The 13,620-nt window shown below is 68.9% G+C and carries 10 protein-coding genes; 4 read left to right on the top strand and 6 right to left on the bottom strand.

All coding sequences use genetic code 11. The features are described from left to right. The first annotated feature begins 103 nt into the window (after nucleotides 1-103). From OZ403_RS39005 to OZ403_RS38990, 4 genes are all read left to right on the top strand, one after another. Nucleotides 104-1,207, top strand: coding sequence for an efflux RND transporter periplasmic adaptor subunit (locus tag OZ403_RS39005; RefSeq protein WP_268783146.1), 1,104 nt, complete (start codon nucleotides 104-106; stop codon nucleotides 1,205-1,207). A 21-nt stretch (nucleotides 1,208-1,228) separates the two neighbouring features. Next, nucleotides 1,229-4,405 (top strand): efflux RND transporter permease subunit, encoded by a 3,177-nt coding sequence (locus OZ403_RS39000; protein ID WP_268783145.1) that lies wholly within the window; start codon nucleotides 1,229-1,231, stop codon nucleotides 4,403-4,405. Between the two features lie 247 nt (nucleotides 4,406-4,652). Further along, complete coding sequence (locus tag OZ403_RS38995) at nucleotides 4,653-4,904, top strand: hypothetical protein (RefSeq protein WP_268783144.1); 252 nt, start codon at nucleotides 4,653-4,655, stop codon at nucleotides 4,902-4,904. Beyond that, on the top strand, nucleotides 4,901-6,400 hold the full coding sequence (locus OZ403_RS38990) for a TolC family protein (protein WP_268783143.1): 1,500 nt from the start codon (nucleotides 4,901-4,903) through the stop codon (nucleotides 6,398-6,400). The genes OZ403_RS38995 and OZ403_RS38990 overlap by 4 nt, the downstream gene beginning before the upstream one ends. Before the next feature lie 144 nt (nucleotides 6,401-6,544). On the opposite strand, the gene OZ403_RS38985 is transcribed toward OZ403_RS38990, so the two are convergent. The 6 genes from OZ403_RS38985 to epsU all read right to left on the bottom strand — a co-directional run bounded on the left by OZ403_RS38985 (nucleotide 6,545) and on the right by epsU (nucleotide 13,611). After that, nucleotides 6,545-7,342 (bottom strand): alpha/beta fold hydrolase, encoded by a 798-nt coding sequence (locus OZ403_RS38985; RefSeq protein ID WP_140878114.1) that lies wholly within the window; start codon nucleotides 7,340-7,342, stop codon nucleotides 6,545-6,547. 82 nt (nucleotides 7,343-7,424) lie between these two features. Beyond that, nucleotides 7,425-9,545, bottom strand: coding sequence for a YfbK domain-containing protein (locus OZ403_RS38980; protein ID WP_140796214.1), 2,121 nt, complete (start codon nucleotides 9,543-9,545; stop codon nucleotides 7,425-7,427). 1,047 nt (nucleotides 9,546-10,592) lie between these two features. Beyond that, nucleotides 10,593-10,967, bottom strand: a complete 375-nt coding sequence (locus tag OZ403_RS38975; protein ID WP_237081661.1) for a hypothetical protein — start codon at nucleotides 10,965-10,967, stop codon at nucleotides 10,593-10,595. Between the two features lie 266 nt (nucleotides 10,968-11,233). Next, nucleotides 11,234-11,608: a DUSAM domain-containing protein gene (locus OZ403_RS38970; RefSeq protein ID WP_090491203.1), complete on the bottom strand. Its 375-nt coding sequence runs from the start codon at nucleotides 11,606-11,608 to the stop codon at nucleotides 11,234-11,236. Next, entirely contained in the window at nucleotides 11,608-12,054 is a 447-nt protein-coding gene (locus tag OZ403_RS38965) for a hypothetical protein (RefSeq protein ID WP_268783142.1), read from the bottom strand. Before OZ403_RS38965 ends, OZ403_RS38970 begins: the two co-directional genes overlap by 1 nt. Nucleotides 12,055-12,351: 297 nt before the next feature. Further along, nucleotides 12,352-13,611, bottom strand: a complete 1,260-nt coding sequence (epsU, locus tag OZ403_RS38960; protein WP_268783141.1) for an exopolysaccharide biosynthesis GT2 family glycosyltransferase EpsU — start codon at nucleotides 13,609-13,611, stop codon at nucleotides 12,352-12,354. Nucleotides 13,612-13,620: the final 9 nt, after the last annotated feature.

Raw genomic sequence — 13,620 nt, 5'->3', positions numbered from 1 at the left:
ATAAGCACCAGTCACGCCTGCTCGCTGAGCGTCGTCATCCTCAATGATTCCCATGGGTTGAAGGTTCTTCGTGGTGGACCGGGACTTGCCCAGGGGTTGGGGCATGAACAGGACCCTGCTCCTTGGCCTCTGGGCCTTCTCCGCCGCCTGCTCGGGCGCGGCCACCTCCTCCGCTCCCGCCGAGCGCGCCGTGCCCGCCCCCCTGAAGGAAGGCGTGGTGCAACTCGCCGAGGCCTCGCGGGCCTTCGTCACCGTCACCCCGGTGAAGGCGGACGCCAGCAGCGCGGCGCTTCAGGCCCCCGCGCGCGTGGCCTTCCGGGACGGGGCGCTGTCGCGGCTGGTGGCGCCGCTGGCGGGGCGGGTGATGGGCGTCCACGTGCGCACCGGCGACACGGTGAAGCCGGGCGACGCGCTGGTGACGCTGGACTGCCCGGAAGCCGCGGCGTCGCGCACGGCGGTGGCCACCGCGACGGCGGCGCTGCGCGAGGCCCAGTCCGCCTTCGAGCGCGAGGCCCGCATGTTCGAGCAGGGCGTGACGACCGAGCGTGAGCGCCTGTCCGCGGAGACGCGGCTGGCGGAGGCACAGGCGGAGCTGGCGCGGGCCCAGGCATCCGTGGGCTTCGTGGGCACCGGCAGCGGCACCACCGTGGTGCTGCGCGCGCCCATGGCGGGCACGGTGCTGAGCCGGAGCGTGGCGGAGGGCATCGCCGTGCAGCCGGGCGGAGACGTGCTGGTGGAGGTGGGGGACCCTTCGTCGCTGTGGGTGATGGCGGACGTGTTCGAGCGCGACCTGCCGCTGGTGCGTGAGGGCGCGCGGGTGCGGGTGACGATGCCGTCGGTGCACGCGCCGCTGGAGGGGAAGGTGGACTCGGTGGGCGCGGTGGTTGCGGGCGGCTCGCGGACGGCGCCGGTGCGCATCACCCTGGAGACGCAGGAGAAGGGGCTGCGGCCCGGCATGTTCGGGCGCGTGCGCATCGACTCGCCGGACGCCAGCCTGACGCTGCCGGTGGAGGCGGTGCTGCTGCGCAACGGCAAGGAGTCGGTGGTGTACGTGCAGCAGGAGGTGGGCACCTATGTGCGGCGCCCCGTCGTCGTCGCCCAGCCGGTGGAAGGGCGGGTGCAGGTCATCGCGGGCCTGTCACCGGGGGACCCGGTCGTCACCCGGGGCGCGCTGCTGCTGGATGGCGCGGCCGACCAGCTTCTCTAGGCACGGCGAGGACTCCCACCCATGTTGCGAGCACTCATCGCGTTCTGTGTCCGGAGCCGCCTGCCCGTCCTGCTGCTGACGCTGGGCATCGGCCTCTTCGGTGTGAAGGCCTACCTGGAGACGCCCGTGGAGGCGTTTCCGGATGTCACCAACCTCCAGGTGAATGTCATCGCGCAGATGCCCGGGCTGGCGCCCGAGGAAATCGAGCGGCAGGTGACGGTGCCCCTGGAGCGCGTGCTCAACGGCACGCCGGGCATGGTGCAGATGCGCAGCGAGAGCCTCTTTGGCCTGTCGCTCATCTTCCTCACCTTCGATGACGGCGTGGACCCGTTCAAGGCGCGCACCATCGTCGGGGAGCGCATGTCCAACGCGGACATGCCGGACGGCGCGGACGTGCGGCTGGCGCCCGAGGCCACGCCGCTGGGCAAAATCTACCAGTTCCGCGTGCTGAGCGACCGGCACACCCTGACCGAGACGCGCTCGGAGATGGAGTGGAACATCGCGCGGCACCTGCGTCAGGTGCCCGGCGTGGCGGACGTGCTCAGCCTGGGCGGCTTCCTCAAGGAGTTCCACGTCCAGGTGGACCCGTCGCGGCTGCTCGCGCACGAGCTGACGCTGGCGGACGTCACCGAGGCGCTGTCGCGCTCCAACCGCAACGTGGGCGGCGGCTTCCTTCGCCAGGGCGACCAGGAGTTGCTCATCCGCGGCGTCGGCTATCTGCGCGGCGCGCGGGACGTGCAGAGCATCGTCCTCAAGAGCGAGGACGGCACGCCGGTGACGGTGGGCGACGTGGCGCGGGTGGTGGCGTCGCACACGCCGCGCCGTGGGTCGGTGAGCCACAACCTGGACATGGACGTCACCGAGGGCGTCGTCCTGCTGCGCCGAGGGGAGAACCCCAGCACGGTGCTGGAGGGCGTGCACGCGAAGGTGGAGGAGCTGAACTCGCGGGTGCTGCCCAAGGGCATGCGCATCGAGGCCTTCTATGACCGGAACGTGCTGGTGGGACACACGCTGTCCACGGTGCACCACAACCTGCTGCACGGCGCGCTGCTGGTGGTGGCGGTGGCGTGGCTGTTCCTGCGCAGCCTGCGCTGCTCGCTCATCGTCGCGTCCGTCATTCCGCTGGCGCTGCTGACGGCCTTCATCGGCCTGAAGATGGTGGGCCTGCCCGCCAACCTCATCTCCATGGGCGCCATCGACTTCGGCATCCTGGTGGATGGCGCGGTGGTGCTGGTGGAGAACGTGTTGCACGAAGCGGGCGTGCAGCGGCCCCGGCGGCGCAAGGAGATGCTGGGGCTCATCCTGCGCTCGGCGCTGGATGTGGCGCGGCCGACGTTCTTCGCGATGGCCATCATCATCGCCGCGCTCATCCCCGTCTTCACGCTGGAGCGCGTGGAGGGCCGCATCTTCCGGCCGCTGTCGCTGACGTACAGCTTCGCGCTGGTGGGCGCGCTTGTCTTCGCGCTGACGGTGGTGCCCGCCCTGTGCGCGCTGTTGCTGCGGCCGCAGGACGCGGAGGTGAAGGAGCCGAAGCTGCTCACCACCCTGCGGGAAGGCTACGGCCGCGCGGTGACGTGGCTGATGCCGCGCAAGACGCTGGTGTTCGCGAGCATGGCGGCGCTGGTGCTCGTCACCGGTGTGGTGGGCTCGCGGGTGGGCAGTGAGTTCCTCCCGGAGCTGGATGAGGGCGACATCAACATCTTCGTGGAGATGCCGGCCAGCATCTCCCTGGGCAAGGGCGCGGACATTCTCCTGGAGGTGCGGCGCAGGCTGCTGGACTTCCCCGAGGTGAAGGAGGTGCTCGTCGAGCAGGGCCGCCCGGAGGACGGCACGGACAATGAGGCCGTCAACATGGGCAAGACGTTCGTCCGCTTCACGCCCGAGGAGACGTGGCGCAAGGGCTGGGACAAGGAGCGACTGGTGCGGGAGATGCGCGCCTCGCTGCTGGAGATTCCGGGCGTCAGCTTCAACTTCTCGCAGCCCATCAAGGACAGCGTGGAGGAGGCCATCAGCGGCGTGCGCGGCAAGGTGGTGCTGAAGATTTTCGGCACGGACCTGGCGGCCATGCGCGGCACGCTGGAGCAGGCCGTCGCGTCGCTCCAGAAGGTGGAGGGCGTGGTGGACCTGGGGTTGTACCGCGACTCCAGCGTGCCGCAGCTCCAGGTGGTGCTGGACCGTCCCGCGCTGGCGCGCGCCGGCATCGACGTGTCCACGGCGCAGGACCTGGTGGAGACGGCCCTGGGCGGCCGGGTGGTGACGGAGCTGTGGGAGCAGGAGCGGCCCGTTCCGGTGCGCGTCATCCTGCCGGGCACGGAGCGTGACGACGAGGCGCGCATCGGCGGCATCCTGGTGCCCACCGCCAGTGGCGGACACGTCCCGCTGCGCGAGGTGGCGCGGCTGGAGAAGGCGCTGGGCCGCGCGAGCATCAACCGCGAGGCGAACAGCCGCACCCTGGCGCTGAAGTTCAACGTGGAGGGGCGCGACATGGGCTCCACCATCCAGGAGGCCATGGCCACCGTGGAGAGAGAGGTGACGGTGCCGGAGGGCACGTTCCTCAAGTGGGGCGGCGAGTTCGAGAACCAGGAGCGCGCGCTGGGCCGGCTGGCGGTCATCGTGCCCATCTCCTTCCTGGTGGTGTTCGCGTTGCTCTACGCGGCGCTGGGCTCCATGCGGAGCGCGAGCGCGGTGCTGGCGGGGGCGCCCTTCGCGATGTGCGGCGGCGTGCTGGCGCTGGCCGTCACGGGCATCCCGTTGTCGGTGAGCGCGGCGGTGGGCTTCATCACGCTGCTGGGGCAGGTGTGTCTGGCCTCGCTGCTGGTGGTGAGCGCGGTGGATGACCGGCGGAAGGCGGGCGAGTCCCTAGAGGCAGCGCTGCCGGCGGGCGCGTCCAGTCGCTTCCGCGCGGTGCTGATGACGGCGCTGCTGGCGATGCTGGGGTTGATGCCGGCGGCACTCTCCAGCGGAGCGGGCAGCGAGACGCAGCGGCCCTTCGCGGTGGTCATCATCGGCGGGTTGGTGACGGCGGTGCTGGTGTCGCTGTTCGCGCTGCCGGCCTTCTACTCCGTCATCGTAGGGAGGCATGCCGCGTCCACGGGTTCGGGGGATGACGAGGACGATGAGGACCTGGACGCTGGTGTGGAGCACATCGGTCCGAAGGGGCACGGCCCGGAGCAGGGCCCCGCGGGGGTGGCGGCGTGAGGCGCTTCATGGGGACGCGAGTGACTGGGTCGTCTTGCGGATGCAGCCGCATGCGCCATTTCGGCGGGCTGCGAGTCCCGCGCGTGGCGGGAGCGCCTGACGGGCGCGGGGGTGTTCCGCGGGCCGGAGGTCCCTCTCGGGGCTGCTGGCGTCAGGGCGAGGTGACGGTATGAGGCGCTTCATCGGAACGAGAGTCCGGAGAAGACCTCCCGGCGGTGTGTCCGGTGGTGGCGGAGCAAGGCGCGGAATGGCGGGCCGCAAGGCCCGGCACCGCTGGAGCATCGAGGCGCATCGGCGGGACACCGGTTGTGGGCTCGTCCTGCGGAGTGGTTTGCGTTCAGCGAATGGCGGCTTGAAGCGCTTCATGCCGGTGCGTGCCCACTGGGCGCTGCCGGAGACGGAGCCGTGCGGCGCCAAGCGGGGTTTCAGCCCCGAGGGAGTGTCATGTCTGTCGTTGGTGACGGAAGGCGTTCAGGGCGAGGCGGAGGTCACGGAATGAAGCGGTTCATCGTATGGGGCGTCCTGGGCACGTTGGCGGCCGGGAGTGCCGGGGCGGCGCAGGCCGGGACGCCTTCTCTGGAGCGTCTCGCGCCAGAGTCGATGCACTCTGGCGCCACACCGCCGGACCGGCTCACGCATGCGCGGCATCGGTCCAATATGCCTCCGCCGGAGCATGCCTCGCAGGAGTCGATGCGGCCTGAAGTCTCGCTGCCAGACCGAGTCACGCAGGCGCATCCGCCGGAGCTTCTCGCATTGGCGCAGACGCGGTCCGAGACCCAGTCGGCCCGGTCTTTGGAGGAGCTGAAGCGGTCCGAGGCGGCGCCTCCAGAGCGCATCACCCTGGCGCAGGCGCTGTCGCTGCTGGATGAGCGCAGCCCCTGGGCCGCGGCGGAGCGCTCGCGCATCGACGTGGTGGCAGCGGACCGGGTGGAGGCGGGCATCCTGCCCAATCCGTCGTTCAGCTACGGCACGCAGCTCCTGGCTGCGGGCGTGAATACCGGCTCGTCGGTGGTGCACGAGCTGTCACTGGAGCAGCCCCTGCTCATCTTCGGGCAGCGCGGCGTGCGTCGCGAGCTGGCGGAGCGCAATGTGTCCGCCGAGCAGGCGCGGGTGAACGCCTCTCTGGCGGAGCGAGCGCTGGCCGTGCGCGAGGCCTTCGCGGCGCTGCTGACGAACCAGGAAGAGCTGCGCGTGCTGGAGGAGACGGCGGTGGACCTGGGCCGCGTGGAGAAGGTGGTGAAGGGGCGCGCCGCGGCGGGTGACTCCAGCCGGTACGACGTGGAGCGTATCGAGGTGGAGAGCCGAGCCCTGGAAGTGGAGGTGCTGAACGCGCGTGCCAGCGTGGACGACGCCTCCGGCCGGTTGGCCGCGCTGCTCGGCATCGAAGGGTGGCACCCGAGGGCGCAGGGCTCGTTGCGCACCACCGAGTCCCTGCCCGACCTGCCGCTTCTGTGGGAGTCCGCCCAGCAGCGTCGGCCGTCGCTCGTGGCGGCGCGGGCACGGCAGGCGGTGGCGCGCGGTGGCCTGGACGTGGCCCGCCGGGACCGGCTGCCGGTGCCGGCGGTGGCGGCGGGTGTCATGCTCACGCGGAACGAGAAGAGCACCATCGCCATGGTAGGTGTGGGCCTGCCGCTGCCCCTCTTCGACCGGAACCAGGGCTCCATCGCTCGGGCGTCCGCGGAGATGCAGGCCGAGGCGCGCGCACTGGAAGCAGAGCTGGCCGAGGCCCGCGCGGAGCTGTCCCGGGCACACGCGGTCCTGGAGGGACGCAAGGGAGCGCTGGCGCGTCTGGAGCACGACGTGGTGGAGCGCCTGCCCACGGTGCGCCGGATGGCCGAGGACGCCTACCGTGAGGGCCGCGGCAACATCCTGGAGTTGCTGGACGCGTTCCGCTCGCTCAAGGACATGCGGGTGCTTCACCTGAAGCAGCAGGAGACGGTGAAGGTCGCGGAGGCCTCGGTGCTCTTCGCGGCGGGGTTGGACACGGCGCCCTGACGGGAGTGCCCCGGCATGGCGGGGTATCACTCCAGGCGCGGGCGCGGGACTCAGGGCAGGGTGGGGACGCGGTCGAAGTCCATGGTGCTTGGTGACGGCGGCCCCGACGGCGCGGTGGGGAGACCCGAGCGCGGGTTGCAGCAACTAGGTCAGCTCGCGCAAGAACGATGCGACCACGGCTCCCAGGCGCTCGGGTTGTTCGAACGGAAGGCCGTGGGCGGCGTCCTGTACCTGTTCGATTCGCACGCGTGGGTTGAGGCTCCGCAGCTCCATTGCCATCTCGAGCGTGACGACGGGGCTGCGGTCCCCAATGACGAGGAGGGTCGGGACGTCAATCGCGCTCACCACGTCGCGATACTCGGGATTGGGCGGTGTGAGAACGTCGAAGGCGCCCATGCGGGTTTTCAGTCTCGCCTCGGCGAGAAGGTCGATGATTTCGGGCGAGCGATGCGGGTTGCGGGCTCGGGCATGTGCAACGAGGTCAGACTTGTTCAAGCCGAGGGCCCGGCGGTGTTGGTCGGCGACGTCGCTGTCGTGCACCTCGCGTTGGCGCTCGGGACTCAAGAACGTCGGGTCGACCAGGATGAGGCCGCGGATGCCCCCCATCCCTCGACTGGCCACCACCGCGGCGGTCATTCCACCCATCGAGTGGCCAAGCAGGACCGGACGAGAGAACTCCAGGCCGCGGATGAGGCCCACGACGTCGCTCGCGTGGTCGTCGTACCGGTAGCCGTGGTGCGGCGTGCTCGAACCGCCGTGCCCTCTGGCATCGGGCATGACGACGTCGAACTCACCTTCGAGCACGCGCGCCAAAGGGGTCCAGCAGGCGCCGTTCCCCATCAGTCCATGGAGCAGAACGACGGGAGGTTTGGCACCTCCGGTCCGGAGGTAGTGGATGTGGATGCCGTTCGTTTCGCAGACTCCGCTCATCCAGGTCGTCATGGAACTGTTTCTACATGATCGCGAGGCCAGCTCCCCGCGAGCCAGCGCCCTGGGGGGACCGCACCAAGCGCGAGCGTAGGACTCAGGGCAGGGTGGGGACGCGGTCGAAGTCCATGGTGCTCACCGGGGCGAAGGCCTCGAAGCGGTCCGCGCGGCGGTCCAGGGTGCGGGCCTTCTGGATGAGGGTGCCCAGCCCCATGACGTCCTCGCGCCCCTTCAGCGGCTGGCCAATCTCCTCCCAGAGGGAGAACAGGGCGTCGTAGGACAGCGGGCGCACCCAGTAGGAGCCACGCAGCTTCTCGGCGAAGGCGGCGGCCACGTAGGACAGGCGTGTGGGCGGCGTGGCGCGGCCATAGGCGGGACGGATGACGCTCGACGGCAGCGGCTTCTCGATGAGCTGCGAGTCTCCACCCTCCGGCGCCTTGTAGCGGATGCGCAGCGTGCCGAAGGACGCGGAGGGCTCGGTCAGCTTCACTTCGTAGAGTGCGGTGACGGCGTGGCCCGCGCCGATTTCGCCCGCGTCCACGCGGTCATCGGCGAACTGCTCCTTGGTGAGCATGCGGTTCTCGTAGCCGAGCAGCCGGTAGTGGGACACGGCCTCCGGGTTGAACTCCATCTGGAGCTTCACGTCCTTGGCCACCACCTGGAGCGTGCCGGTGAGGTCGCGCACGAAGATGCGGTGCGCCTCTTCAATCCGATCCACGTAGGCGTAGTGGCCCTCGCCCACCTGGGACAGGCGCTCCATCAGCACGTCGTTGTAGTTGCCCATGCCGAAGCCAACGGTGGACAGGGTGATGCCCTTCGCCGCGCGAGCACGGATGCGCTGCCAGATGCTGTCGGCGTCGGTGAGCCCGGTGTTGGCCACGCCGTCCGAGCACAGGATGACGCGGTTGATGCCGCCTTCCACGAGGTGCGAGGCCGCGAGCGAATAGCCCATCTCAAGGCCGGCCTGCGCGTTGGTGGAGCCCTCGGGGTACAGGCTGTCGATGGCGGCGCGGATGATGTGCGGATGCACGGCGCTGGTGGGCTCCAGCACCAGGCGCGCGGTGGAGCCGTACACGACGATGGAGACCTGGTCGCGCTCATCCAGTTCGTTCACGAGCAGGTGCAGTGACCGCTTCACCAGGCCCAGCCTGCTCTCCAGGTTCATGGAGCCGGACACATCGATGACGAAGACCAGGTGGCTCGGCTTGCGCTCCACGCGGGGGACCTCCCAGGCTTTCACACCGACGTGGACCACGTGGTAGCCCTTGCGTACGGGGGACGGGAAGCCTTCCACCTGGACGCTGAAGGGCGCGCTGCCCTGGTGCGCGTAGCCGTAGTCGAAGGTGTTGACGAACTCCTCCACGCGGACGGCCTGCTCATTGGGAAGGCTGCCGCGCTCCAGGTAGGCCCGCGTCAGCGTGTACGACGCGGAATCCGTGTCGACGGAGAAGGTGGAGAAGCGCTCCTCCTCCGTGGTGACGGTGGGATTGACGCCGTACCCCTGAAAGTACATGTGGAAGGGGGAGACCGGCGCTGGCGTCACTGCGGGCGCAGGGGGCTTGGTGGGCTCAGAGGGTTCGACGGCGCTGATGACCCGTCGAGGCGCGCTCGGAGGCTTCGGGAGCCCCGGACGGCCCAGGGGCTGCGAGGGCAGGGTGGAGACCGACGGGCCGTTGAGGGACACACTGTGGGGGTTTCTCATCGCGTCGGGGGGCTCGTAGGAGCGGGAAGCGCCGCCCTTGCCACCCGGACGGGCGACGGCGATGCGCTTGATGAACTCCTGGTCCACGTTCACTCCCATGGTCGTGGAGCCCACGTCGATAGTCGGTGGAGCGCCGATGATACGTACCGGCTCCTCCTGGGATGCGGAGAGGAGTTCCACGTCGACCTGGCGGGTCCGGTTGAGGCGCAGTTGGATGGCCGAGCGTGTGTAGGGCTTGAACCCTTCCTTCTCGAACGTGAGCGTGTAGTCGCCCGGCGGGAGCTGCGGGATGCGGTAGCTCCCTTGTGCATCGGTCGAGACTCTCAATTCCCCCTGCAGGTTGGGGGAACTCGCGGTCACGGCGACATCGGCGATGGGACGGCGCTGATGCGCGTTGCGCACCGTGCCGATGAGGGTGCTGGTGTTTGGATTCGTGCCGGCATCGGACTGAGCCCGCGCGGGAAGTGCGAACAGCAGCAGGAAGACGCACAGCACACTGCGAGCAACGGAATGCATCGTGGGCCACCTCGGAGGAACAAGAGGTGGCCATCTTCCAGAGAGCGCTCGTGCCGAACTTCACGAGCGCCTCGCCTCTTCATCACGGTTCCATCATTGGATGCGAGCCAGCATGACGGCGCTAGAAACGGGTCTGGGTGGGCCGCCCAGGCAGTCGCCACGTCGAGAACCTCCGTGGTCTCCGTGTTGAGCTCAAGCCGCTGGAGGTACAGCCCGGTCGACACCCGTTCGATGTACCCCCACTGCCAGATGGCGGTGGGCGCGACACCGGTCAGCATCGAGAGCTGCTGGCAACGCGCGACACCTCGTGTGAAGGCATCACCCGCGAGCAGGTCCTCGCTCCATTCGCGCATCAAGATGCCAAGGTCATACCCGTGCTCGATGAAGATGCCGTCCGGGTCAATGAATTTGAAGGACTGTGCGTCATCACCCCGCACGCGCAACGCATTGTCGGCGTGGCAGTCGCCGTGGGCGAGGACCGAGGTGTCAGGGGTGAACGCTGCTTCCCGGGCAGCGGTGTAACGCAGCGCTGTCGCCACGACATGACGTGGGCAGGAGGTCATGTGCTCGCTCCACAGTTCCTCGATGAGGCAGGCGAGGCTGAGGGCCTTCTCCTTCCCGGGCAGGGAGGCCGCCGGTAGGTGGGACCTGCCATGCGTCCACCAGCGTCCGGCAGAGCACCTCCATCTGTCTCGCGGGTGTGAGCCCCACCTCGCTCAGTCGTGGCCCCAGCCGTTCCAACAGCGTGGCGCCGCGCGATTCATCGTGCTGGAGGACGCGGGCGTAGCCGTGTCCCTCGGCGGCGAGCAGCACTCGGAGTTCGCTGGAGGCCAACGGCAGACCTGGGATGACGAGCTTCAGGACAGCGTTTTCCCGGACCGCGTCGTCGCGGACACAACGAGGGCCTCGGTTCCTCCCGAAAGTTGGCTCGATAGCGTCAGGCCCCAGTCCCGCTCAAGCGCGTCGACGATGGCAGGCAGTCGTTGAAGCTATGCCCGGCCCTCGCTCCCGGCCTCAAGTGCCTTGCGTTGGATGACCTAGGGTAGGTCAATGCGCAGCGGAACCGCTGCGCTCCTCGGGCTCGCCGCGCCAATTCACCCGAAGGAGCGGCTTGTCGGGCGTCAACGCCCAGTCGATGAGACGGCGAACGAAGCCCGGGCCCACGGCGGTGGAGTCCCAGTCGGGAGTTCTCACTCGAATCCAGCGACCGCCTGCGTCCGGTAGACCTGGGAACTCCCTTCCGAGGATGACCACGAAACCACCCTCGGAGGGCTGTCCCAGCGCATATGTGACGTGGAATCGCTTGTCGTCGGAGATGACGTGCAGGAGGTCTTCCGGACCATCATTGGATGGCGCCACCCACCAGACGAAGAGGCGGTCCTCCCGGTGGAGCTTGCGGCGTCCCTTGGTGAGCACGGCCATTCGCGTTGCCTCCTTCGCCCAGTCTCAACGGCTGCCCGCGCCGCGCCGTTCCCACGCACGAAACTAAAGTCCAATGCGAGTCTCATGCAAGACAGCCTGCGCGACTGCGCCCGCCCTCCCCTCGCTGACGTTGTGCGCGGCCTTGAGGGTGGCGCGGGACTCGGCGCGGACTGCCGCCGCGAGCGGCAGGGTGGCGCCGCCCGGGGCCGGTGACGGTGGCACCTGAGCACGACGGTGGTGCGGCGTCAGTCTCGCTCCCGTCGTCGTTACGGTTCGTCGTCGAGGTCTTCGAGCTGCCCGGCTGCAACGTCGCGGTAGAAGGGCACCACTTCTTCGGCGAGCACCTCTCTCATTTCTTGGCGGGCGCTGTCGAAGTCACCCGCGCGCTTGTGCTGATACATGCGGTGAAGCGCACGCATCAGGCGCCAGGAGCCATCCTTGATTCGGCGCATGGCTTCTCGCAGAAGTTCTGTTGCGCCCGCTTCGGTCTGTAGCGCGGTGTCTGCGTCGCTGATGGCAACCTCTCGCGCGGTGCGCCTGAGCAAGCTCCGCACGTCATCCGTCAGCTCCAGCGGGATGCCTTGATTCAACACACCATGTGCGAGGGCGCGCACCGGGTCCCAGTCGGGGCTGTCGTCCATTACTTCCTCCGCGTCTTTCTTCCGGGCTTGCACATCGACACGGGCCACTCTTCTTGGGCCTCGCAGCGGCGCAGGCACTCGTAGCAAGGGCCTGTCCACCCAGGCTCCGTCTTGCAGTCGCCGTAGAACCGAATGCACTCGCGCCGCCATTCGGGAAGGTCCCCGTTGTGGGCGTCATCCCAGATGACGGGGGCCTCTTCTTCCTTGGTGGCCTCATCCATGGCCGTCTTGACGCCTGCCATGTACAGGGCGGCTTCGCTCGCCGTGAGGCCGCACGCTTCGGGGACGCCAGGGTTGCGCTGGATGCAGCACGACACGGTGTCAGAGCAGGTCGCTAGCGCGTACGCATCGTGGCGGCTGGTGGTGCCGGTGGCGCTGCTGGAGCAACCCAGCACGAGGTTGGCGGAGATGCACATCAGGGCGGTTTGGGTGTTCCGTTTTCGCATGTTGGGCCGGAAAAACACGGTCCCGCTTCATGCGTCTATCACCCTGCATAGGTAGTCGGCAGGGGTGGCGCCGCCCCTTAATTGCTACGTAGCGCAGTTGATGGCACGGCGTCCTAGGGGCGTTGGGCCGCACTCTGAATGCCCACCAGGTCTGACGTGAGAATGAGCCCGCTCTGGCTGCCCGCGCCGCGCCGTTCCCATGCACGAAACCAAAGTCCAATTTGAGTTTCGTGCAACCCGCCGTGCATCCCTGCACGAAACTCAAGTCGAACTTGAGTTCCGTGCACATCGCTCGCGTTACCGGTTCTCACCCTCACGCGAGGTCCGCACCCACTCGCCGCGCTTCTCCGCGCCGGGGCCGCGCAGCATGAGCCACACCTTCCACACCACGTAGACAGGCGCCCAGGCCAGGTCCAGCAGACCGCGAACGCCCACGCCAGACACCCACCAGCCGCGCAGGACATACGCTCCCAGGCTCGCCACGCTGAAGCCCGCCACGCCCAGCGCCCACGACATGGGCTCACCGGAGACCACGGCGAACGTCCCGGCCAGTACCGCGCAGCCCACCGCCGCCAGCACCAACTGGCTCAGCGGCGGAACCAGCACGTCCATGGCGATGTCCAACAGCGTGCCGTCCCTCTTCCGGAGACCCTCCTTCAGCAGCGGCCACCCGTGCAGCTTGCGCATCTGCGCGCGGCCACCCTCCCAGCGCTGGCGCTGTGAGCGGCTCTGCTTCTCCCCGGACACCATCTCCCCCAGCACCTCCGCCTCCCAGACGTAGTGCACGCGGAAGCCGTTCTGGGCCAGGCGGATGCCGTACTCCAGGTCCTCCACCACGCTGAAGGCGTCATGCGGCACCTTGGACAGCGCGTGGTGCGTGAAGCACATGCCGTTGCCGCGCAGGCCGCACGACACGCCCAGGGCCTCGCGGCCCTGCGAGCGCACCTTGTGGAACATGCCCAGGGCAATGGTCATCAGCCGCGTGCGCCAGGACGCCGTGGGGTTCATCACCCCGTAGTGCGCCTGCATGGCGTGCGCGACTTCGAGCCCGCCCTTCACGCCATCGACCTCCTTGCCCTCGACACCCTCGATGCGCTTCGCGAAGGCGGTCAGCAGGTTGGGCGACACCACCGTGTCCGCGTCCACCACCACCACCGCCTCGGCGAAGCCGTCCTGCTGGCTGAACTCGAAGGCGTGGGCCAGCGCGTAGCCCTTGCCCCGCTTCGTCGTGTCCTGCCGCTCCAGGACGAAGGCGCCGGCCTCGCGCGCCTTCTGCGCCGTCGCGTCGGAACAGTTGTCCGCCACCACGATGATGCGCCGCAGGTGCGCCGGGTAGTCCACCGCGGACAGGTTCGTCACCGTCCGGGCGATGCCCAGCTCCTCGTTGTGGGCGGGGATGATGATGTCGAACTTCCGCGGCCCGATGAGCGTCGCCGGCGGCTGGGGCCGATAGGAGAGCAGCGTCAGGGTCAGCAGATAGCCACACGCCACCGCCACGGGAAGCTGCGCCAAGCACAGCGCCACATCCAGCCACGTCCACGATGTCACGACATGCACCCCCGAGCG

Origin of the sequence: Myxococcus sp. NMCA1 (genome assembly GCF_026810205.1) — a bacterium.
Lineage (GTDB): Bacteria > Myxococcota > Myxococcia > Myxococcales > Myxococcaceae > Myxococcus > Myxococcus xanthus_A.
The sequence above is the reverse complement of the archived record's forward strand: the minus strand, read 5'-3'. Positions and strand labels throughout refer to the sequence as shown.

What these genes read in the sequence shown, in the direction of transcription:
- OZ403_RS38995 (WP_268783144.1), top strand. Translation starts at nt 4,653, where the DNA reads ATGGCGGGCCGCAAGGCCCGGCACCGCTGGAGCATCGAGGCGCATCGG.
- OZ403_RS38990 (WP_268783143.1), top strand. Translation starts at nt 4,901, where the DNA reads ATGAAGCGGTTCATCGTATGGGGCGTCCTGGGCACGTTGGCGGCCGGG.
- OZ403_RS38975 (WP_237081661.1), bottom strand. Translation starts at nt 10,967, where the DNA reads ATGGCCGTGCTCACCAAGGGACGCCGCAAGCTCCACCGGGAGGACCGC.
- OZ403_RS38970 (WP_090491203.1), bottom strand. Translation starts at nt 11,608, where the DNA reads ATGGACGACAGCCCCGACTGGGACCCGGTGCGCGCCCTCGCACATGGT.
- OZ403_RS38980 (WP_140796214.1), bottom strand. Translation starts at nt 9,545, where the DNA reads ATGCATTCCGTTGCTCGCAGTGTGCTGTGCGTCTTCCTGCTGCTGTTC.
- OZ403_RS38985 (WP_140878114.1), bottom strand. Translation starts at nt 7,342, where the DNA reads ATGACGACCTGGATGAGCGGAGTCTGCGAAACGAACGGCATCCACATC.
- OZ403_RS39005 (WP_268783146.1), top strand. Translation starts at nt 104, where the DNA reads ATGAACAGGACCCTGCTCCTTGGCCTCTGGGCCTTCTCCGCCGCCTGC.
- OZ403_RS39000 (WP_268783145.1), top strand. Translation starts at nt 1,229, where the DNA reads ATGTTGCGAGCACTCATCGCGTTCTGTGTCCGGAGCCGCCTGCCCGTC.
- OZ403_RS38965 (WP_268783142.1), bottom strand. Translation starts at nt 12,054, where the DNA reads ATGCGAAAACGGAACACCCAAACCGCCCTGATGTGCATCTCCGCCAAC.